Genomic DNA, 23,301 nt, shown 5'->3' with positions numbered 1-23,301 from the left:
CGCACGGCAGGCGATGCCTCATCGGGCAGCACAGGGCTGCCGGCACTCCGCCCGGCGGTGCGCGCTATCCCGTTCAAACGCAATGAACTTACCCCCAGGCAGCGTCGCTGCCAAAACGCATGGCTTTGCTGCGCCATGATCCCCAGGGCTGTTCTATGTGCAGATTTAGACAACGATGTTACAAAATGATAAAATCAAGAAAGCTAGCGCAATATCCTGTTTTTCTACAATAAATCTGGATTTTTGAGATTCTTTGACAAGTCTGTATGGGGTATCAAGAAGTTATGACCTGCAATGAATTGAATCATATTTCTGTCATTTAACCAGACTATTTGAGGGATGCCGAGGCCATTGGGGGGCCTTGGCTGAAGGGGGTCAGAACTTTCATTCAAGATGACTTGTAAAAGACTCAAGAGTCTCAGGCGAATAGTCTGGGACGAAAGGTGTTTGCGCGTCACCTGCATGAAAAAATCTGAAATTTTCGGTCCACTGCGCGATCCCGCACCTGGCAACATTTCGAAACGATGCCGGCGGCTTGCGATCGGTGGCTGCGATCAGCCCATCACCATTGCGTTCACCCTTGGAAGGATTGTCCAATGATGAAACTGAAGTATTCGCTGCTGGCAGCGACTGTCACCACCGGCCTGGTGGCCTCGCCCGCCCACGCCGCGCTGCCGCCGTTCACCCAGGTCATGCCCGTTCTGCCCGCTGCCGGGCCCAACGATGGCGACAACGCCCTGCATGGCGCGGGCGCAACTTCGATCCAGAACCTGCTGGTTCGCGAATTCAACTGCGTCGGCATCGATCACAAGCGGGGCGACGGCCAGCCCGGCCAGTCGGGCGCTGCCGGCAGCACCGGATCGCTCAAGTCGGTTCCGGCCGGCAAGTATACGCCGGCTGCCCCTTCGGCGACCAACGCCGTGCTCGATTGCTCGGTGGCCGACAGCTCGGCCAGCTCCACCAACATCCAGCCCCTGTTCCAGGGCAAGTATGTTGGCGCCGGCTCGGGCTTTGGCCGCAAGATGTGGCGCCAGTACAAGGACAACTTCGACGGTTCGCCGACCAACGGCACGACCCACGTGTTCAACCCGTTCAACACCGTGGGTGAAAACACCGCGTCGCCCGATGCGCGCTGGAGCCACCTCCAGTATGCGTTCTCCGACACGCCGATCGCACCGTCGGACCTCACCGAATACAACAACGGCGGCACCGACAGCGTGACCGGCACGTTCCCCGGCGCGGCATCGTCGGCCGGTGCGGCGGTTTCGTTCCCGCTGTTCGTGCTGCCCATCGCGGTGGCCTACAACACCGTTTATGGCAAGAACGCCAGCGGCGCGAACATGACGTTCAACGCCCAGTTCGATGCCACGTTCAATGGCACGACCTACAAGTCGCTGCGCCTTAATCGCCAGGCCTATTGCGGCATCTTCAATGGTGCCATCAAGAACTGGAACGACCCCATCCTCAAGGCGCTGAACAAGCGGATTGCGCTGTTCGACACCGTCAACGACACCGCCACGCGCTGGGCCGCCGATGGCGCCCCGATCCGCCTGGTCGGCCGACTCGACAACTCGGGTTCGACCGACGTGTTCTCGCGCCACCTGGCCGCCGTGTGCAGCCTGACCGGCAACATGCCCACCGGCGCCACCAACGTGTTTGCCCGCGCCGCGGAAAACCTGCCTTACAAGGCTTCGGCCAACGGCAACCTCGATTTCACCGTGGTGCGTGAAGACACGAACTACAAGCCGAGCACTGCCCAGTCGAAGTTTGCCGGCGACACCAACCTGGTGTCGGGCGACTATTTCGATGGCACCGCGATCCAGCACATCGGCGGGACCAGCACGCCTTCGGGTGCGCCTTCGGGCAACCTCGGCTCGGGTCTCTACATCGTCACCAACGGTGGCGGCAACGTGGCCAAGCTGATCAACCTCGCCCCCGACTATGCGCTGAACGGCGTCACGCTCAATGGCAAGATCGGCTACGTTTCGGCCGATGCGATCGTGCCTTCGCCCGATGCCACGCCCGCCACGGTCGGCGCGCTGGTCGGTGCCTCGCTGCAGGTTGGTACCACCACGCTCTATGCCCAGCCTTCGGTGGCCAAGGCCCTGCAGGCGTTCGGTACCGGCGCCACGCAGATCCTGCCGCCTGAATCGGACTCGACTGGCGCCTATGTGCCGGGCGACACGCGCCTGGTGCGCAACGCGGCCGGCGCCTCGGTTGCCGCCACGCGCAGCAACCCGATCGCCTGGACCGACGTGCTCTACAGCGGCAGCAACTCGCTGGCGGCCCCGGCCGATGGCTATCCGATGGTGGGCACCACCCAGTTCTTCGGGTATACCTGCTACACCGCCAGCAATCGCCAGGCGATCGTCAACATTCTGGGCCTGGCCCTGGGTGGCGTGAAGAAGAATTCGCAGTACGGCGCGATCAATCCCAACACCTTCAAGGGTGCGGGTGCGGCCAACTTCGGCATCTTCTCGCAGGGCAACATCGGCATCGTGCCGCTGCCCTGGCAGACCGCGCTGATCCAGACCTTCCTGTCGAAGTCGACGCTCAGCGCCGATCTCGCCGCGAAGAACCTGTGGATCCAGGACGTGACGGAACTGGCCAAGTCCACCCGCACCAATCCGACTCCGACGTCGAATCCGAACCCGACCTGCTCGGGCCTGACCGGCGCCTGATCGGCGAACTGTAACAGTAATGCCATGAACTGGGCCGCGAATTCAAATTCGCGGCCCTTTTCAAATAAATAAACCTTGGCTTCGGTTGCCTGAAGCAAAAGGCAGCAATCATTAACAATCCGTCACACTAGTTACACACTTCGTCGCAATAGAAGCCGTCGGGGAATAGGGGGCATTTCTGAGCATGGGGAATTTTCGTGCGCTGTTGCTGGCGTCGTGTGCCGGCGTGCAGGCCGTGGCCGCAGCACCGGTGGCTTTTGCCGCCGATGCGGCCACGCCGCCGCCTGCTGCGTCCGACCCGGCCGCATCGGCACAGGCTGCCCCCGACAGCTTCTTCATCCAGGCGTTCGACGTGGCCGGCGTCACGCGGTTGACCCAGTCCGAAGTGGAGCGGACGGTCTATCCCTTTGCCGGGCCGGGCCGCACCAAGGACGATGTGGAGGCCGCGCGCAAGGCGCTGCAGGATCTCTATGCCGCCAAGGGCCTCGAGGCGGTGATCGTGGACGTGCCGGTGCAGGACCACGATACCTTTGCCCAGGGCGTGGTGCAGATCGCCGTGGCCGAGGCTCCGACCGGGCTGGTCCGGGTAACCGGCATGAAATACCACTCGCTGTGGGTGGCGCGCCAGCAGGTGCCCTCGCTCCAGCAAGGGCAGCCGATCGATTTCAAGGCGTTGCAGGCGGATTTGACACTGGCCAACCGCTTTCCCGATCGCACGATCAATCCCGAATTCAAGCCCGGCCGCGTGCCCGGAACCGTGGACGTTGATCTGCACGTGACCGACGAGCGGCCACTCCATGCCGGCCTTGAGTTCAACAACGATGCCAGCCCCTCGACCACGCCGCTGCGCGCCTCGGCCAGCGTTCGATATACCAACCTGTGGCAGGCCGGGCATACGCTGGCGCTGACCTATATCGTCGCGCCGGCGCATCGCTCGCAAACCGAAGTGATCTCGGCCTCTTACACCCTGCCGCTGTTCGCTTCGCCGTGGAGCTTCTCGGTTTCGGGCTATCATTCCAACAGCAACGTTGCCTCGGCCGGCGGTTCGGCCGTGCTGGGCAAGGGCTATCAGGTGGGGCTGCGCGCGATCTGGCAGCTACCGGCCAAAAAGACCCTGCAAACCATCAGCTTCGGTCCTGATTTCAAGAACTTCCAGCAAAAGATCTCGGTCGGTTCGGCACTCGCCAGTTCGGCCCCGGTGCGCTACGTGCCGCTGGAGGTAGGTTATAATCTGGCGGGTGCGGGCGAGCACGCCAGCTATTCGGCCGGCCTCGTCGTCACCGCCGGCCTGCGCACGATCAAGGGCACGGTCTGCGTCGAGGTGGCAGGCGTCTGTACGGTCTACGACGGATTTCAGAACCGTGAACAGTTCTCATACGAGAACTTCGTCCACGCCAATCTCAACCTCGATTACACGCGCAACCTGCCGGGCGAAGTGGAGGCGGAGTTTCGCCTGGCGGCGCAGCTGGCGGATTCGCACCTGATCACCAACGAGCAGTTCGCCGCGGGCGGATTGCATTCGGTGCGCGGCTATTATTCGGCCGAAGCGGTGGGCGACGATGGCGCCGCGCCCAGCCTGGAACTGCGCGCGCCGAGCTTGGCCAACTGGCTGTCCGACCGGGGCAAGTGGCTGCGCTGGTTCGATGACGCGCGCTTTTTCGCCTTTGCCGATGCGGCGTTTCTGCATGTGCGCAATGCCTCTTCCGGCCAGACGGCCGATTTTCGCCTGGTGGGCGTGGGGGCCGGGCTGCGCTGGCGCATCTTCAACATGATCTCGGGCGAAGTGGTCGGCGCGGTGCCGCTGACCAGGGGCGCGGTGACCCGCAGGGGCGATCCGCGCGTGAGCTTCCAGGTGAGGGGGGATTTCTGACGTGACGATGATGCAGCGAGGCAGGCCCTGGGGCCGCTCCATTCCGGCCGCCATGCTGGCCGTTCTGGCCATGGTCATGGCCCTGCTGGGCGCCGCGACGCCCGCGCAGGCGGCGAGCGACGCCTGGTGGAACAAGGAATGGAGCTATCGCAAGGCGGTCAGCGTCGATCTTTCGCCCTCGGGCGTGAACGTCAGCGGGCCGGTGGGGCGCACGGTGGTGCTGGTGCGCCTGCATTCGGGCAATTTCACCTTTACCGATGCCATGCCCAACGGCGCGGACATCCGCTTTGTCGACAGCGACAACAAGACGCCGCTGCCGTTTCACATCGAGCATTACGACGCCACCACCGGCATTGCCGTGGCCTGGGTTTCGGTGCCCAACCTGAACGGCGGGGAAAAGCGCGCCATCTGGCTCTATTTCGGCAACAAGAGCGCCCCGGTGGGATCGGACGAGAAAGGCACGTTCGACCCCGACACGATGATCGCGTTGCACTTTGCCGAAAACCCCGGCCAGCCCAGCGCCGACAGCACCGCCAACGGCAACAACGCCAAGGCGGCGCCGGCCGGGATCGACGATGGCGGCATCATCGGCCGCGCCGCGCGCTTCCCCGGGCAGGGGCAGATCGAAGTGGCGGCTTCGGGTTCGCTGGCCATGCCGGCCGGCGCGCCGTTTACCTTCACGGCCTGGGTCAAGCCGGAGAACCTGGCCGGCGCGCAGGCGCTGTTCTCGCGCGGCGGGCTGACCATCGGCCTGAACGCCGGGGTGCCCTTCGTGCAGGGGCCGGGCTTGGCGGTGCAGGGCAAGGTTGCGCTCAAGCAGGGCGAATGGAGCCATCTGGCCTTCGTGGCCGATGGCCAGGCCGGCAAGGTCTATGTCAACGGCGTGGAGCAGGGCACCGCCGCCGGCGCGCTGGGCGCGGTCGACGGTTCTGCCTTCCTCGGCGGCGCGCCGGGCCAGCCGTTCACCGGCGAACTCGACGAAGTGCGCCTGGCCAAGACCGCGCGCCCGGCGGCGATGATCCTGGCCATGGCCCAGGCCGAAGGCCCCGGCGGTAAGCTGGTTTCGGTGAGCGAGACGGCCGAAAAGCAAAGCTCGGGCGGCGGGGTGCTGTTCTTCATCGTCAGCAAGGTGGAAACGGTGGACGCCGTGGTCATCGGGCTGTGCATGATCCTGCTGGCGCTGGCGGCGACGGTGATGGTGTCCAAGGGCCGCTATCTGGCTCGCGCGGGCAAGGCCAATGCCGCGTTCCTGCGCCGGTTCCGCGCGATGGAAGACGATCTGGTGCCCGTGGCGCAGGTTCCGGGCATTGCCCCGGCCGAAGCGCGGCGCATCGCCGCTTCGCCGTTGGGGCGCATCTATGAAGTGGGGATCGAGGAACTCAACATCCGCAAGGCGCGCTGGGGCACGCAGCCGCTGACCAGCGAAGCGGTCGATGCCATGCGCGCGGCGGCCCAGGCCGTGGTGGTGGAAGAGAACGAGAAGCTCGACCGCTGGATGGTGGTCTTGACCATCGCCATTTCCGGGGGGCCGTTCATCGGCCTGCTGGGCACGGTGATGGGGGTGATGAACACCTTCGGCGGCGTGGCCATGGCCGGTGACGTGAACGTCAATGCCATTGCGCCGGGCATCGCGGCGGCGCTGCTCGCCACCATTTCGGGCCTGGCCTGCGCCATCCCGTCGCTGTTCGGATACAACTATCTGAACTCGCGCGTGACGCCGATTGCCAGCGAAATGGCCATTTTCGTGGAACGGCTGATCACCCGCCTGGCCGAAATGGCCCGCGACGAAGCAACCGAAGCCGAACTGATGGGCGCGGCCTGATCCGCGCGGCCTTTCGAGGAGAACGTCCATGGATATCGGTGGCGGCCGCAAGGCCTATGACGACATCAACATCACCCCGATGCTCGACCTGGCCTATGTGCTGTTGGTGATCTTCATCCTGATGGCCACGGCTTCGGTCCAGGGCATCAAGGTGGACCTGCCCAAGGCCAGTTCGGCCAAGAGCCTGGAACAACCCAAGACCATTGCCATAACCGTCAACAACCAGGGGCAGATCTTCATGGATGCCTTTCCCGTCACGCTGGCGGACCTGGAAACGCGCCTGCGCAATGCCAAGGCATCGAACCCGGATGTGCCGATCGTGCTGAAAGGCGACCAGACTGCGCAATACGGCAAGATCACCGAAGTGCTCGACCTGTGCCGCCAGCTTGACCTGAACAAGGTTGGCCTGGTCACCGGCAAGCCGACGGCGTCGTAAGGGGCGCTTGGGCGGTGGCGAGCAGATCGGCTGACAGGCGGGGCGAAGACGAGCCCGAGGACGAGGGCGGCGTGATGCGCTGGTTGCCCTTCGCGCTGGGCGGTCTGGCCCTGCTGGCGCTGGCCTGGTTCGTGATCGGGCAGTTGACCGCCACCAGCGGCGTGAAAGTGGAAGCGCCGCCGCCCCAGGCGGTGGAAATGCTGCCTCCGCCGCCCCCGCCGCCGCCCCCGCCGCCGCAGCCCCACCCGCCAGAGCCGCAGGCCAAGCCCGACCCAGCCCCCGTGCCCAATGCCGAGCCGCCCAAGCCGGCGGCTGCGCCGGTGACGATCAACGGCCCGGCGCAGGCGGGGTCGGATTCCTTCGGCCTGCAATCGGGCAGCGGCAGCGGCGCGGGCGCACCGTCCAGCGCGGGCACCTGCACCGGAATCAACTGCGGCCAGGTGGCCGGCGGTGGTATGGGCGAGATGTTCTATCGCCGCTATCTGAGCGCGGTGTTGCAGGAGCGCATTTCGCGCAGCGACCGGCTCAACCGGCTGGTGTTCACCGCCGATTTTGCAATCACCATTTCGCCTTCGGGTCGCATCACCCAGGCCAGCGTGCTCAAGTCCAGCGGGCGCGACGACCGCGACCAGGATTTGCGCAGCGTGCTGCTGGCCATCGGCAATCTCGATCCGCCGCCTTCGGGCGTGCGCTTTCCCCAGCGCATCACCGTGCGCGGTAAGCGCGCGCTGTGACGGCCGGGCGGATGACCATCATGCAGGAAGGACAAGCAAACATGCGCGCGAACAGGGCCAATTGGGCAAGGCTTGCCCTGATTGTGGCCGGTTTCCAGGCGGGCACCGTGCTGGGCGGGCCGGTGGCCCTGGCGCAGGCGGCGCCGGCCTCCGGTTCTGCCGTTGACGCTGCGGGCGCGGCGGCCCAGCCATCGAGCAATGCCATGGTCAACCTGGTGCGCCTGCTCGTGGCGCAAGGCACGATCACGCGCGAAAACGGCGACAAGCTGATCGCCCAGGCGGTGCGCGAAGCGGACGAGGCGCGCGCGGCACAGCTGGCGCAGGCGGCCCCTGCGGCGCCAACCAGCGCTGCGCCCGCCGCGCAGGTGGCGCAAAATACAGCCCCGGCCTTGGCCCCGCCGCCCAGTGGCACGATCCGCGTGCCCTATGTGCCCGAAGGCGTGCGGGCGCAGATCCGCGAGGAACTGCGCAGCGACATCATGAAGCAGGCCAAGGCCGAAGGCTGGGCCAGCCCCGGCCAGGCCGCGCCGGAATGGACCCAGCGCATCCGCCTGTTCGGCGACATGCGGGTGCGTACGCAATCCAACCTGTTCAGCAAGTTCAATTCCGACCAGATTCCCAATTTCCAGGCGATCGTGGCGTCCGGTCCGCTGGACCTGATCAACAGCCAGATCCCGTTTCTGGATACGACGGTCAACCGCATCAACAACTTGCGCCTGCGCCTGCGCCTGGGGGCCGAAGCCAAGGTGGCCGAAGGCATCAAGGTGGGGGTGGAACTGGCCAGCGGCAACGACGCTTCGCCGGTGACGACCAATGCCAACTTTGCCGGCGGATCGTTCAAACGCGGCATCTATCTGCAGCAGGCCTTCATCGACGCGCGGCCCAAGGCCAACTGGAAGATCCTGGCGGGACGGTTCGAGAACCCGTTCTGGACGACCGAGGCGCTCTATGACAACGACCTGATGTTCGACGGTGTGGCGAGCGAGGCGAAGTTCAGCCAGCGCCTGTTCGGCGCGTTGGACTGGACCGTGCGTGGTGGTGCCTTCCCGCTCGATTTCGGCGGGCAGAATTTCCCCGATACGGCCACCGCCAAGCAGACTAGCCCGCAAAAGTGGCTGTTTGCCGGGCAATTGCAGGGCGATCTGCACCTGGCGGGCCGCACCGAACTGACCTTTGCCGCAGGCTGGAACAAGTTCCTCAACATCGTCGGGCGGCCGTCGCAACCCTGCGCGATCTATCTGGGCGCGACGCAGTGCTCCAGCGATCCGACGGCGGCGTTCTTCGTGCAGAAGGGCAATTCGCTTTCGTTCATCCGCCGCATCGTGCTCGATCCCTCGCTGCCCTCCACCACGGTGCAGGCGCAGCCGCAGCTGCTGGGCCTGACGCAGCGGTTCACCGTGATCGACCTGCGCGGGCAGATCAGCTTTCCGCTCTATGGCGAAAACCGCGTGTGGCTGGGCGGGGAATACTTGCGCAACATCGCGTTCCGCCGGTCCTATGCCTGCCGTTTCGGCCTGGCCGGGCAGCCGGTCAACAACGGCGGCAGCGGCGGCAGCGGCAATATCTGCGACGCCGACCCGACCAAGCGCACGCCCTATGTGGCAGGCAACGTGGGATACAGCCTTTCGGCCGAACTGGGCCGGCGCGAACCATGGAATTTCGGTGAATGGCGCGCCTTTGCCGATTGGCGCTATCTGCAGAGCGACGCGGTGCTCGACGCGTTCAACAACGACGATTTCCACCTGGGCGGCACCAATGCGCGCGGCTTCATCCTGGGCGCGCAGGCGGGCCTGTTCCATAACACCAACGTCATGCTGCGCTGGTACAGCGCCAACGAGATCACCGGCGAGCCGCTGGCGATCGACGTGGTGCAGCTTGACCTGACGGCGCGGTTCTGATGCGCGCGCTGTTCCTTGCCGCCGGGCTGGCGTTCGCCCTGCCGATCGAAGGCATGCCGATCCACGCCTTGGCACAAGACGCGGCGAAGGCGCCGGCCACGCCCGAGGCGAAGATCGAGGCCTTGCAGCAGCGCCTGCTCGCCAGCCAGCAGACCATTGCCACGCTGGAGCGCGAACTGGCCGAAGAGAAGAACCGCGCCGTGGCGCTCGACCGTTGCCGGGTGAAGAACGGGCGCCTGGTGCGGATCGGCCGGCAGATGGTGGAAGGCTACATGGCGCGCTACCGCCAGACCCACAAGGACCCGTTCCAGCTGGGCCGCCGCCGTTTCGAGTTCGAAATGCAGGCGCTGTCGGAAGCGGTCTATGATGCGCAGAGCGAGGTGCCGGAAAAGCCTGCTGCACCTGCCGCCGATCCTGCGCCTGCCGCCGATCCCGCACCCGCTCCCGCTCCCGCTCCCGCTCCCTCGCAGCCCTGATCCGCACCGGGACCATCCGCCATGTCCACCTGCCTTGTTCGCTCGCTGCGCCCGCGCCATGGTTCGATCCGAACGCTGCTTGCCGGCGCCAGCACCGGCGCGCTGTTGCTGGGCCTGGCCATGCCCGATCCGGCCCATGCCCAGTTGGCGCAGATGCGCAGCGCGGCCGGCACGGTGACGACCGGCACCGTGGCGGCGGGCAGTGCAGCGGGCACGGTGCGCAGCACAACGATGCGCGAGGCGGTGGCCCGGCAGCAGGCGCTGCAGGATCGCGCGCGGGCGCTGGCCGGCTATGTCACATCGGCGCGCAGCGCGGCGCTGGCGGCGATCAAGACCGTGCCGACCGACGGCATTTCCGACCACGGCCTCAACCCCATCGCCAAAGTGCGCGCAGCCACGCTTTATGTGGCGGCAGCGGCCAGCAGCACCAGCGTTGCCGCCAACGACGTGCCCGATGCGGTGCGCGCGGCCAACGATCCCACCGGCCTCGCCACCTGGGAAGGGGCCAAGGCGCCGGTCCAGGCCACCGACAGCAGCGGCAAGGTGACGGTCACCATCGACCAGACGCAGGCCCGCGCCCTGCTCAGCTGGAACAATTTCGACGTTTCGGCCAATACCGCGCTGGTCTTTAACCAGAAGCAGAACGGCGTGGCCCAGCAGAGCTGGACCGTGGTGAACCGCGTGGTCAATGCCACCAATCCCAGCGTCATCCTGGGCTCGATCAAGGCCGATGGCACGGTGCTGATCCTCAACGGATCGGGCGTGCTGTTCGGACCGACGTCGCAGGTCAACCTGCATTCGCTGGTGGCGAGCAGTCTTGAGCTGGGCAACTTTGCCTCGGGCGTGAGCGCGGTGGGGCAGAAGCAGTATTTCATCGCCTCGACGATCAAGGATCGCAACACCGCCTTCCTGCAGAACGGCCTGCTGGTTTCCGGCGTTTCCACCTACAAGCCGCAGTTCCTTTCGGCGCTTTTGCCCACCGGGCTTTACGACGTGACCGCGCCGCTGCCGGTGCCCACCACGCTGGAAGGCGATGTGCTGGTCTATGGCGGGGCGCAGATCACGGCCAATTCGGGCGGGATGGTGGTGCTTGCCGGGCCGCAGGTGATCAACGCCGGCAGCATCAGCGCCAGCGATGGCCAGGTCAGCCTGCAGGGCGGCCGGTTCATCGGCGCGACCACCTCGACCGGGGCGGCCGGATCGGTGGACCAGTATGTGCGCGGCCTGATCCTGTCCACGCAGACGCCATCGGCGCCGGTTTCGCCCAGCGATTCCGTGCCCGACCAGGGCGTGGTGGTGAACCTGGGGCTGATTTCCTCGCGGCGCGGCTATCTCTCGCTGGGCGCGGGCGTGTTCGGCACGGTGGAGAACACCGGCCTGCTGACGGCGACGACCAGCGTTTCGCGCAATGGCAAGATCGCGCTGACCGCAGGCACGGTGACGCTGACGGGCGATGCCGATGCCGCACATGCCAGCGGCATCACGATCACCGCCGACGACAATGGCGAAACCATCCCGCAGGGCAGCGCATCCAGCCCGGCCACCTTCAAGACCTCGCAACTGACCATCGGCGCTTCGATTTCCAGCTATCTCTCGGGCGATGGATCGGGCGACGTGGCCCTGCTGCCTTCGGTGTTCCGCATGGGGCAGAACGCCTTCATCTTTGCGCCCAGCGCCAATGTGGTGATCGGCCACGATGCCACCACCGGCAATTTCGCCATCAATTCGGCGGTCAAGGCCTCGGTCGATATTGCGGCGGGCGCGATCATCGACGTTTCGGGCCTGAAGGACGTGGCCGTCGATGCCACGCGCAACATGGTCACGATCAGCCCGGCCAAGCGCAACGAGTTGCGCGACACGCCCAATTACCGGGAACTGTCGTCCGACGGCAGCTTCACGCTTAATGGCGAGACGCTGACCGTCGATCCGCGCCTTTCCGGCGTGCGCAGCGATGGCGTGGCCTGGGTGGGTTCGCCCCTGCTGGAGGCAGCCTCTGCCGTCAGCCAGACGCCGGTGACGGCGGCCGAACTGATGACCAAGGGCGGCACGATCAGCATCGATATCGGCGCTGTTTCGGCCAGCACCAACCTGGATGCCAGCACCGTGGGCGCGATCACCATCGCCCGCAATGCGCTGCTGGATATTTCGGGCGGCTGGGTATCCTATAGCGCGGGCTATATCTCCTCCACGCGCCTGATCACCAGCGACGGGCGCATCGTCAGCATCGCCACCGCCGATCCCAACGACAGTTACGTGGGCGTGGCCGACGGCTTCGTCTCCACCCAGCCGCGCACCGGCACGACGCAGACCTTTCTCAACGCGCTGGTCAGCGGCACGCATTACGAGGCCGGCTATGACGAAGGGCGCGATGCCGGCGCCCTGATGGTGGTGGGCAGCCAGATCCAGTTCGGCGCCACGGTGAAGGGCGATGCCTTTTCCGGCGCGTATCAGGTGACCTCGGCTACGGTCGGCTCGGCCGCCAGTGGCATCGCGGGCGATCCGCGCAAGTTGCAATATACCCGCTATCAGTTGCCCAGTGGCGGCTTGATGCGCATCGGCGCGTTCAGCGGCAGTTCCGATATCGGCCTGGGGCAGGACATCACAGTCAATTTGGGCGGTTCCGGGAGCAGCACGGCAACGCTGGCGCTCGATGCCGGGATGCTGTCGAACGCCGGGCTTTCGGCGCTGATGCTGCAGACCAGCGGGGCGATCACGCTCGATCGCGGGGTGGCCGGGGCCAACCGGCTGACGCTGGCCGATGGCGGCATTCTGGAAATCGACGCGGGCCGCAGCGTGGCTCTCGATGGCGATGTGCGCATTGCCGGGGGGCGCATCGCCGCGCGCACTTATGCCTTGTCGAGCGTGGCGACGGCCGGGATCGGCACGGTGGGCAATCCGTTCCGCAGTGACGACGACATTGCGCTGGTCTATGCCGAGGCTAGCCTGGCGCCGCGCCCGTTCGACCTGACGGTGACCGGCACCCTCTCCACCGCGGGCCGCTGGAGCAACGATTATCTGGCGGGCAATGCCCCGCTCGGCGCTGCCTGGATCGACGGCGGTTCGATCAGCCTGACCGTGGCGCCGCGCGTCTTTGCCCCCGTGGGGGCGAGCGCGGGGACGGCGAGCGTGGCGGTCGACCTGTCAGGCAGTCTGACGGTGGCGCGCGGGGCGCTGCTGGATGTGAGCGCGGGCGGCTATGTCTCCGCCCAGCGCGCGCTGAACCTGACAGCGCGCGGCGGGGACATCACGCTGCGCAACGAAACCACCTATGCCACCGTGGTCCCGATCCTGGCCGATGCGACCGACAGCGCCGGGGCGGTGGTGCAGGGGCAGGGCGTGGCCTTTACCCCGTTGGATGCCACGCCCACTACCGTGGGGGTGACGCCGGCCCTGGTGCCGGTGGCACAGACCAGCGTGGTCAAGTTCGATGCCGGTTCGCTCAAGGGTTTCGGCTTTGCCGGCGGCGGCACGTTCACGCTGGTCAGCCCGGACGTGGCCTTTGGCAGTGCCACGGGCGATGCCAATGCCACGCATATCGGCCTCGATTTCCTGCAGCGGACCGGGTTCGGCACGCTGGCGGTGACCAGCTATCACACCCGCACGGTGGCGGGGCTGTTCGATAACGGCAGCACCGGCCTTTCCGCGTTCTTCGACACCACCAGCTTTACCGTGGGCGCGGGCGAGACGCTCGACCTCACGCAAGTGACCCTGCCGGCGATCCTCGATGCGGCGGGGCAGCAGAAGCTGGCGAACCTCGCCAGCGGCAGCAGCGTGCTGTCGGTGCTGACGCCGGTGGTGCCGGCCGATGCCTGGTTCCGCAAGGCGGCCAATCTCGAACTGGGCGGGCTGATCGAGCTGGACGTGCTGGCCGGGGGCACGATCACCGGCGCGGCCAGGGCGAGCATCGTCACGCCCAAGCTCTACAACGCAGGAACCATCGTGTTGCACGGCGGCACGATCACCCAGGAAGCGCGGCTGCCCGGCGTGCTCAATGCCACGGGCATCGGGCTGAAGGACGCGGGCCAGGGCGGCAGCGGGTTCGACGCGGTGTTCGGCGCGGCGGACGCCGAGGGGCACTATCGCCTGGGCGGGGCGAACACGGCGGGGCTGACCAATGCCGACGGCACGGTGCAGACCAACGAACAGATCTTCACGACGCCGGGCAACGAGCATTTCCTCTATTTCCTGGGCCGGATGGACGCCGGGGCAGGGGTCTTGCTGGACCAGGGCAGCCTGACCGATCTTTCCGGCACCGTGCTCTACGATCCCACCGCGCCCTTGCGCAGCGATGGCACGCGCTATCGCTTTGGCACGGTGGTCGCGGGCGGATCGCTGGTGAGCGCGGCGGCCTACAAGCCGCAGACCGACACGGCCTATGCCCTCTTCGCCAATCCGGCCTACGGCTTTCCCGCCTATCCCGATCCTGCCAGCGGATCGCCGACGCCGCCGCCGCAGCTGGCGCAAGTGGCCGCGCGCACCGTGGTGGCCACCTCGGGCGCGACGATCGACATCAGCGGCACATCGGCCACGCTCGACGTGGCGGTGACGGCCACGGATTATCAGCCCAGCCTGCAATGGAGCGATGGCGGCACGCTGGCCTTGCGCGGCGGTGGCTCGCTCTCGGGCGCGACGATCCGCGCGGGCGGCGGCAATGCCAAGGCCACCGGCGGCACGCTGGAATGGCTGACGCCCACGATCCGCGCTGCCGATGCCGACCAGATCGCCAAGGCGGGCTTTTCCACGCTGCTGGCCGATGGCGGCTTGACGCTGGATGGCACGTTCACGCTCACGCTCAACAAGGCGCTGCTGGTGCAGTCCGCCCCCCGGCTGAACGAGGATCTGGTGGGCAGCAATGCCGCCGTCACCATTTCGGCCACGGCGGGCAGCAATGTGACCGTGGCGGCGCCGCATATCGCCTTTTCCAGCCGAAGCGGCAGCACGGCCACCTCGGGCGTGGCGACCGGCGATGCTTCCGTGCGCTTCGTGGCCGGGGCATCGGGCATGGATTTCCGGGGCGGGGTGCTGTTCGATGCCTCCATCGCGCAGACCCGGCTGGACAGCGCGGCGGACATTCGCCTGATCGGGGTGGACGACCGCACCGATACCACGCAACTGCCGGTGCTAAATGGCAGCCTGGTTTCGGCGGGCAATCTCACGCTCGATGCCGCGCGCGTCTATGCCACCACCGGCACGGGCAATCTGCAGCGCTTTCTGGAGGCAGAGGCGGCGGGCAAGGCAACCACCGGCCTTTCGCCCTATCTGCTGAGCGCGCTGGGCAATGCGTCGATCACCCTGCTGGGCGATCACATCAACGCCACCACGCCGCTGTCGGCGGGTTCCTATCTGCGGATCAGCGCCCATACCGTGACCCAGGGTGGGTTCTTGGCCACGCCGCTGGGCCGGATCGAATTCGGCACGGCCGACAACCCGGTCGAGACCCTGACGTTCGGCGCAGGCAGCGTCACCACGGTTTCGGCCGGGGGCAAGACCATTCCCTATGGTACGACCACCGACCTTACCGAATATTACTTCACCCCCGGCACGTCTTCGCCGCTGACGGTGATGCCCGCGGGCGAAATCCGCCTGACCGGGCGGGCGATCACGGTGGACGCGGGCGGCACGATCGACGGCAGCGGCGGCGGCGACGTGTTCGCCTATGAATTCGTCTCGGGCACGGGCGGTTCGCGCGATATTCTCAGCCGCTTCAACACCGACGCCTATAGCGCCAACGACTATGACACCACCACCGGCAGCGGCTATCAATATGCCGATCACCGCCAGGTCTATGCGCTGGTGCCGGCCGAGCAGGCGGCCAAGGTGGCGCTCTACGATCCGCTCTATTCCGCCGATTACCAGGGCGGCACTTCGCCCACCGATCTCTATGGCAGCCAGGCGGGCCTGGCGGTGACGCTGGATGGCGGCAACGGCATTGCCGCCGGGCAATACGTGCTGATGCCGGCGCACTATGCGCTCTTGCCCGGCGCCTATCGCGTGGTGGAAAACACCGGGGCGAGCGCACCTGCTGCCGGGCTTTCCGCCGTGCAGCGCGATGGCAGCATCGTGATGGGTGGCACCTATTCCACTGCCGGCACTGACCTGGCCGAATCGACCCGCCGCTCGTTCACGATCATGTCGCGCGAGACGGTGCTGACCTACTCCAACATCAAGACGACCAGCGGTACCAAGACGGCGACCGATGCCGCCGCCTCGGCCGGGAAGACGGCCTCACACCTGGCGCTAGACGCCGCGCGGGTGGTTCTGGCGCCGCTTGCCTCGCTCAAGGTGGATGGCACTTTTGCCATGGGCGCGGCCAGCGGCGGGCGCGGGGCCGAAGTGGACATCCTGGGCAGCGACATCCTGATCAACCATTCGGGCGAGGGCAGCGGCAGCAACCAGGCGCAACTGGTGATCGGCGATGCCACGCTGGCCAAGCTTGGCGCCAACAGCCTGCTGATCGGCGGCACGCGCACCGAAAACGCCGACGACACCACGGCCCTGGCGATCACCGCCAATCGCATCACGGTGGGCGCCACGGCACGGCTGGCGCTGCCCGAAGTGATCTTTGCCGTGGGCGGCCAGGGTGCGCGGCTGACCGTGGCCGATGGCGCCAGCGTGGTGGCCACGGGCACCATGGCCGACAGCCGCAGCGGCGATTATCTGATCTCGTCCAGCACCACGACCGGCGGCCCCTATGACCAGACCGGGATCGGTGCGGTCTTGCGGGTCTCCAACGGGGCAGAGCGGCTGGTCACGCGCGTGGGCGCGGTGGCCCAGGCCAACAGCAATCGCCTGGCCACGCTCAACGTGGGGGCGGCGACGTTCGGCGGCGCTTCGCTCCTGCTGGAAACCAGCCGCAACCTGGTGGTGGACGATGGCGCCAACTTGGGCACCAAGTCCATCGCGCTGGAGGCCGACGCCCTGCGCTTTGGCAACATTGCCCAGGGCGCGGGCATCGGCGCCAATCTGGAAGCCAAGTTGGCCGCGGCCGGCAGCCTGACGCTGCGGTCTTCCTCCGCTATCCTGTTCGATCCGGGATCGACTCACACGTTCCACGATCTGACGCTGGATGCGCCCGCGGTGGCGCTGGCCTATGAAACCGGCCAAGGCGACAGCCTGACGATCAATGCCGATGCGCTGCGCCTGCGCAATACCGCGAAAAAGACCGCCACCTGCAGTGCGATCTCTGCGCCGCTGTGCGGGGCCACCGGCAATGTGCTCAATCTCAATGCCACAACGGTCACGCTGGGCAGCGGCACGATCCGCACCTACAGCTTTGACGGCGCGGTCAATATCGCGGCGAGCAAGGGGCTATATTACAGCGGCGCGGGTTCGCTCGATCTGGGGGCGGCGGCGCTCAATCTGACCACGCCATTCGTGATCGACCGTGCTGCCGTGGTCGATTTGTCCAAGGCTTCGGCCAGCGCCAGCGAAACGGCAGTGCCTGCGGGGAATTACACCATTCCCGAAACGCCGGCCTATGCCCTGGCCACTACGGGCGCGGTGCGGATCGTGGCGCCCACCCTGGCGAGCGGCGCCACTGCCCCGGTGGCGGCGGGCATTCGCGCGCCCGGCGCCCATCTCACCATCGGATCGGCCAGCGCGCCCGTGGCCAGCCTGGCCATCGACGGCGCGGCGGTGACGGCCACCGCCGGGGTGATCGACGTGCGCGCGCAAGGTTCGATCACTTTGGCTGGCGCGGCCAGCCTGGCTACGCCGGGCTTTGCCCGCAGCTATGGCGACAGCACCACGTCCACGACGGTTTCGGCGGGTTCCGGCACCGTCAACCTGGTTTCGCTGGGCGGCGATATCGTCTTGCCTTCCAGCGCCACGATCAGCGTGGACAATGGCACGGGCAGCGCCGGGCGGCTCAACCTGCTGGCAAGCCGGGGGGCGGTCACGCTGGGCGCCTCGCTCAATCCTGCGGCGAGCGGTACGCGCACGGCTTCGCTCACCCTGGACAGCGGCACGGCGGCATTCGATCTCGATGGCTTTGCCGCCCGCTATGGCACGCTGTTTGGCGGAGACATCGCCATTCGCACCGGCCTGGGCGATCTGGCCCTGGGCGCCGGGCACACCCTGGCGGCCAAGGCGATCACCCTGACGGCCGATGGCGGCATGATCCGCCTGGCCGGCACGCTCGATACTTCGGGCGCGGACCTGAGCAAGCTGACTGCCGCGCAGGCTGCCAGTGCACGGGTGGATGGCGGCGCCATTGCGCTGTGGGGGATGAACGGCGTCAGCCTGCTGTCGGGCGCGCGGATCGACACGCACACCACCGGTTATGCCGATAGCGATACGCGGCAGGCCACGGCGGGTTCGGTGACGCTGGGGATCGGTGACAAGGGCGGGGCGATCAGCATTGCCAAGGGTGCGACCATCGACCTTTCCGCGCGGCGCACCGTGGCGGCGCAGGCGGCGGGCCAGACCGGCAACCGCCTGCTGCCGCGCACGGTGAAAGATCCCGATACGCTGGTCAGCACCACCGTCTATGATTTCGTGGCGGCCGATAGCGGCGGCACGCTGACGCTGCGCGCCCCGGTGCTGGGCGCCAATGACAGCAAGGTGGACTTGCGCCTGGCCGGCACGATCACTGGCGCGCAGGGCGTGACCGTGGAAGCCTACAAGACCTATGACCTCGATGCCATCGGCCAAAGCGGCCTTTACAGCGGGGTGACGTCCACGCCCACGGCGGTGTTCCTCGATACCACACCCGATGGCACCAATATCCTCTCCGATGTGTTCAAGGGCAGCGATGGGCTGGCCTCGATCCCCTGGTTCATCCAGCATTTCGGCGTCAGCACCGTGGATGGCAGCAGCCTGGCGGGCATGCGCCTGCGTCCGGGCGTGGACCTGGTTTCGGCCACCGACATTGCGCTGACCACCAACTGGAACCTGGCCGCCGGCACGGTGGACACCGCGCGCGCCCTGGCCGATGGCGTGATGGTCACGATTCCCGAGCTGGGCATCGGGCCGGGCCGCTTGCCCTATCTGGCCGTGGTATCCGGCCAGGAAGGCAACCTCCTTCAAAATTATACCAGCTTCCTCTATCGCGTGGGCGGCAAGGCCAGCGGCGAGGCAGGCGTGCTCTCGCTGCGCGCAGGCGGCGGGCTGGACATTGCCGCGAGCATCAGCGACGGGTTCTTCACCTTTGCCGACAAGTCCGATCCGGGCTGGATCAACTATCAACTGGGCGGCGGTGACCGCGTTTATGACGCCGCCCTGCTCGCCGCTTGCGGCACCACGCTCGATTGCGCCGGCCTGGCCAGCTATGCCGACGTGGCCGCCGGCACTGTGGCGGCGAGTGCCGACAACACGCTGACCATCGGCCTCACCAAATATTACCAGGGCCTGCAGGAAGGCAATGCCGGGGTTGCCGCGCCCTATGTGGCGCGCAACAATGGCGTGACGGCCACCGGCTATGCCATCGATCCCGGCAGCGGCGAATATTCGGGCGATGCCCTGGGCTTTGCGCAACTGTTCCCGCTGTTGTCCGATGGCTCGGCAATCCGCTCCACCAGTTTGCGGCTGGCGGCAGGCGCCACTTCCTCGGCCAATCCCCTTCAGGTCGATCTGGCCACCCATGCCAACGTGATCGTGGAGGGCGAGCGGTCCTACGGACTGACCGCCAGCACCGGTTCGGCCAGCCTGGGCAAGGCGCTGAACCTGTCGCTGGCCGTGTCCGGCACGGCGGCGGGGGCCGGGCCGCTCTATACTCTGGCCGGGCTGATCGACACCAACGATACCGCCGCCCATGCTGCGGCGCTCAATGCCGATACGCTCACCGCCATCGCCTGGGGCAATGCCAGCAGCGGCGCGGCGGCAGACTTGCGCCAGGCCGCCGAGCAATTCTTCGCCGGGCGCAGCGCCACCTTCACGCGCAATGGCGCGGGCACGATCACCGGCGTTACCGCGCCGCTGGGCGAGATGATCGCCTTCCTCACGGCGCAGCAGCAGGCGATCACCAGCGGCATCGCCAGCTTTGCCAGCGGCTATCCCACCGGCCAGCTCAAGACGCCGACGGTGGCCAATTTCGGAGACCAGGTGGCCTATACCCGCACCATGGTGCGCACCGGGGACGGCAGCATCGACGTGGCAGCGGCCGGAGACATCGATCTGCGCAACGGCGTCGATGCGATCTATCGTACCGAAAAGGGCGTGACCGGCACGGTGAGCCGGTCCACCAATGCCCAAGTGGGCGGCACGGCGATCTACACCGCCGGGCACCGCGTGGCGTCTTCGGCCCTGCTGGCCAACGTGGTGGGCACCGGCGCGCTGATGCAGGTGACGCCGCAAAGCCCCTATCAGGCGATTGCAGCGCAAGACAGTGCCTTCATCCCTCGCCCAAGGGGCTGGACGACCAGGCGGCGGTGCTCGCGACGGGCGGCGGCGCGGTGAGCCTGGCAGCGGGCGGCGATGTGCTGGGCCGGCGCGACGTGTGGAGCGAGGTCTATCTCGGCTCGGGCGCCAGCTATGGCAAGAACCAGCTGACCAGCTTCGATGCCGCGCAGATCGGCGATGCGTCGCAGCGCTGGCGGCCGGGCAGCGTGGGCCAAGATACCGAAATCGCCATTGCGTCCAAGTATTTCACCAGCGGCGTCGGCGCGCTGGCGGGTGGCGACGTGACGATCCGGGCGGGCGGCAACGTGCGGGATCTCACCGTGGCGCTCGACAGCGCGGTGACGACCAGCGCCGGCACCACGGCAGACGGCGCCAGCGCGCCGGTCATGCTCACGCTGGGGCGCGGCAATCTGGATGCGGTGATCGGCGGCAATCTGCTGGCAGGCCAGTTCGACGTGGCCACGGGCCGCGCCACCATCGCCGTGGGCGGTAGTGTGCTGGGCTATGGCACCGAGCGCAACCCGACGACGAGCGATGCCACGCAATACTTGCGCCTGCGCACCACGGGGGCAGCAGTGCTGCTCAGCGCCCAGGGTTCCATTGCGCTGGCCGGGGTTTCTGCGCTGGGCGCCTGGCGGCAGGGCGATGCACCCACGAAATACAGCGCCGCCGGGTTCTTCATGCCCGAAGCCGGGCTGACCGCCGTGGCCACGGGCGATCTCACCTATGTGGGCAATCGCGTCGATCAGACCGTGCCGTTCCAGGTGGGCGCGGGCAATGGCGGCATTTTCGGCGGCCACGTGCTGACCCCGACGCTGTCGCTGGCCGCGCTGGAAGGCACGCTGACGATGCCTACGCTGCCGCTGTTGCTCTATCCTTCGGCCAAGGGCAACTTGCAGCTGATGAGCGCGGGCAATCTCTCGTCGCTGGTCATTGCGATGAGCGATGCCGATCCCTCGCTTTTGCCCGGTGCCTTTTCCGCCGCGCAGATCAATCTCGATTCGGTGACCGCATCGGGCGCAGGCAACGTCACCGCGCTGGCGGGCATGGGCTTTGGCATTCCCGGCGTGGACGTGACCACCAGCGATCATCTGCTGCGCCTCTATCACAACGAGGCGACCACCCACGCGGGCGACAGCGCGCCGGTGGAGATCTATGCCGGCAATGACTTGTCGAATTCGCTGATCAATGTGGCCAAGCAGGCGCGCATCGCCGCCGGACGCGACATTGCGAACCTCTATTTCACCGGCCAGAACGTGGCGGCGAGCGATACCACCACGATCACTGCCGGGCGCGACATCCTGGGCACGACGACGGCATCGGCCACGGCGAACCTGCCCTATATCGTCAGCGGCAATTTCATGCTGGGCGGCCCCGGCACGTTCCAGGTGCAGGCCGGGCGCAATATCGGGCCGTTCCTCAATTCCGCCACGGTCGACAATGTCAGCTATGCCGGCGGCATCCAGACGGTGGGCAACGATGCCAACCCCTGGCTCGACCCCACCGGTGCTGATCTTACCGTGCTGTTCGGGGTGAGCAAGGGCATCAACTACGACGGCCTGGCCTCCACTTACCTCGATCCCGCCAACGCGGCCAAGCTGGATGGCGCGCTGTTCGAACAGGTCACCGATGTGCTGGGCAACGATCACCCCGATCGCAGCAAGCCGATCTACGCGCCGATCCTGGCCGCGTGGCTGCGCACCCACGCGCCCGATGCCTTTGCCGCGCTGTTCGGCACGGCGAGCTATCCCGATACCGATGCCGGCAATGCCGCGCTAACCCAGGCCGCCTATGGCCGCATGGGCGATCTCTATGCCGCGTTCAAGGCGCTCGATCCGCTGTTGCAGCATGGCTTCCTGATCAAGCAGCTCTATTTCAACGAGCTGCAGAAAACGCCCTCGATCCGCGCCTATCGCGCGGTGGATACGCTGTTCCCGGCAACCTGGGGCTATACCGACAACCTGGCCGAGTTCACCACCGACGCGGCCACGGTAAACGCCGATCATCCGCTGGGGCAGCCGGTGCGTGTGCTGGTCGATGGCCAGCCCAAGAAAGCGACGCAAGTGGTGACCGGCAGCATCGACTTGCGCCTGGCCACGCTGGAAACCACGCGCGGCGGGGATATCACCATCCTGGGGCCGGGCGGCAATTTCATCGGCGGATCGGTGGTGCGCACCTCCGAACAGGCCGCGCGCCGCGTGACGCGCTTTGGCGTGGGGGCAACCTCCAGCCTCAGCTATGGCCAGCTCAACAACACCAACGTGCGCGCGATCGACACCATCCCGATCGGCTATGAAGGCGTGCTGACCTTGCGCGGGGGCAAGATCTTCAGCTTCACCGACGGCAGTTTCCTGGTGAACCAGAGCCGCGTGTTCTCCATTGCCGGGGGGGACATCGTGATGTTCTCGTCCAACGGCGATCTCAACGCCGGGCAGGGGCCGCGCAGCGCGTCGAACTTCCCGCCCGTCACGGTGCGTTTCAACCTGGATGGCTATGCCGAAGTGGACAGCGCGGGATCGGTTTCGGGCGCGGGCATCGGTGCGTTCAAGGCCAGCCCGGATGCACCCGCTTCGTCGGTCAGCCTGATTGCGCCGGTCGGCACGGTGGACGCCGGGGATGCCGGGGTGCGTGCCTCGGGCGATGTGGTGGTGATTGCCGCGCGCGTCAGCAATGCCGACGCCATCAGTTCGTCCAGCGGGTCGATTTCGGGCGTGCCCTCCAATGCGCCCACGCCGGTTTCCACGCCGGCCGGGGCCAATGCCGCCGTGGCCGCGCAGGGCAGGGGGCAGGCCGGCAATGGCAATGCCGACAAGCGCTCGATCATCACGGTCGACATCAAGGGCTTTGCCGGCAGCAATCCATGCGATGATCCCGCGAACGCCAGCGATCCCACCTGCAAGCCGACCTGAAGGGAGCGGCAAAAAGAAACAAACCGACACAAATGTGCAACCCTTGTCATCTACGGCAAGCCAATGGGGAAGGGGTGAATCGTCCGGGGGGGCGAACCCGAAACTGACCGAAACAGCATGATTGCCAACCGGCCCGG

General features: G+C 66.7%; 9 protein-coding genes. All 9 read left to right on the top strand.

What is annotated here, in order from left to right; genetic code table 11:
• Nucleotides 1-596 precede the first annotated feature (596 nt).
• A complete protein-coding gene (locus R9J51_RS16885; RefSeq protein WP_179505175.1) occupies nucleotides 597-2,681 on the top strand; it encodes a substrate-binding domain-containing protein in 2,085 nt (694 codons plus the stop codon).
• Nucleotides 2,682-2,865: 184 nt separating this feature from the next.
• The gene (locus tag R9J51_RS16880; protein WP_179505174.1) at nucleotides 2,866-4,551 is read left to right on the top strand and encodes a ShlB/FhaC/HecB family hemolysin secretion/activation protein; all 1,686 of its coding nucleotides are present in this window, start codon (nucleotides 2,866-2,868) and stop codon (nucleotides 4,549-4,551) included.
• A gap of 7 nt (nucleotides 4,552-4,558) precedes the next feature.
• Nucleotides 4,559-6,373, top strand: coding sequence for a DUF2341 domain-containing protein (locus tag R9J51_RS16875; RefSeq protein WP_432788005.1), 1,815 nt, complete (start codon nucleotides 4,559-4,561; stop codon nucleotides 6,371-6,373).
• 28 nt (nucleotides 6,374-6,401) lie between these two features.
• Complete coding sequence (locus tag R9J51_RS16870; protein WP_179505172.1) at nucleotides 6,402-6,809, top strand: ExbD/TolR family protein; 408 nt, start codon at nucleotides 6,402-6,404, stop codon at nucleotides 6,807-6,809.
• A gap of 14 nt (nucleotides 6,810-6,823) precedes the next feature.
• Complete coding sequence (locus R9J51_RS16865; protein ID WP_179505171.1) at nucleotides 6,824-7,543, top strand: TonB C-terminal domain-containing protein; 720 nt, start codon at nucleotides 6,824-6,826, stop codon at nucleotides 7,541-7,543.
• 41 nt (nucleotides 7,544-7,584) lie between these two features.
• On the top strand, nucleotides 7,585-9,441 hold the full coding sequence (locus R9J51_RS16860) for a putative porin (protein ID WP_179505170.1): 1,857 nt from the start codon (nucleotides 7,585-7,587) through the stop codon (nucleotides 9,439-9,441).
• On the top strand, nucleotides 9,441-9,917 hold the full coding sequence (locus tag R9J51_RS16855; protein ID WP_179504170.1) for a hypothetical protein: 477 nt from the start codon (nucleotides 9,441-9,443) through the stop codon (nucleotides 9,915-9,917). The genes R9J51_RS16860 and R9J51_RS16855 overlap by 1 nt, the downstream gene beginning before the upstream one ends.
• 21 nt (nucleotides 9,918-9,938) lie before the next feature.
• Nucleotides 9,939-20,312: a beta strand repeat-containing protein gene (locus R9J51_RS16850; RefSeq protein WP_432787602.1), complete on the top strand. Its 10,374-nt coding sequence runs from the start codon at nucleotides 9,939-9,941 to the stop codon at nucleotides 20,310-20,312.
• On the top strand, nucleotides 20,285-23,164 hold the full coding sequence (locus R9J51_RS16845; protein ID WP_432787601.1) for a filamentous haemagglutinin family protein: 2,880 nt from the start codon (nucleotides 20,285-20,287) through the stop codon (nucleotides 23,162-23,164). The genes R9J51_RS16850 and R9J51_RS16845 overlap by 28 nt, the downstream gene beginning before the upstream one ends.
• Nucleotides 23,165-23,301: the final 137 nt, after the last annotated feature.

The sequence above is a fragment of the Novosphingobium rhizosphaerae genome (assembly GCF_050920675.1).
In the GTDB taxonomy this organism is placed as follows: Bacteria; Pseudomonadota; Alphaproteobacteria; order Sphingomonadales; family Sphingomonadaceae; genus Novosphingobium; species Novosphingobium rhizosphaerae.
Note: the sequence above shows the minus strand (reverse complement) of the source record. Positions and strands in the feature narration are given on the sequence as shown.

Excerpts from the sequence above, each read along its gene's own strand:
- R9J51_RS16885 (WP_179505175.1), top strand. The coding sequence starts at position 597 with ATGATGAAACTGAAGTATTCGCTGCTGGCAGCGACTGTCACCACCGGC.
- R9J51_RS16870 (WP_179505172.1), top strand. The coding sequence starts at position 6,402 with ATGGATATCGGTGGCGGCCGCAAGGCCTATGACGACATCAACATCACC.
- R9J51_RS16860 (WP_179505170.1), top strand. The coding sequence starts at position 7,585 with ATGCGCGCGAACAGGGCCAATTGGGCAAGGCTTGCCCTGATTGTGGCC.
- R9J51_RS16875 (WP_432788005.1), top strand. The coding sequence starts at position 4,559 with ATGATGCAGCGAGGCAGGCCCTGGGGCCGCTCCATTCCGGCCGCCATG.
- R9J51_RS16850 (WP_432787602.1), top strand. The coding sequence starts at position 9,939 with ATGTCCACCTGCCTTGTTCGCTCGCTGCGCCCGCGCCATGGTTCGATC.
- R9J51_RS16855 (WP_179504170.1), top strand. The coding sequence starts at position 9,441 with ATGCGCGCGCTGTTCCTTGCCGCCGGGCTGGCGTTCGCCCTGCCGATC.
- R9J51_RS16880 (WP_179505174.1), top strand. The coding sequence starts at position 2,866 with ATGGGGAATTTTCGTGCGCTGTTGCTGGCGTCGTGTGCCGGCGTGCAG.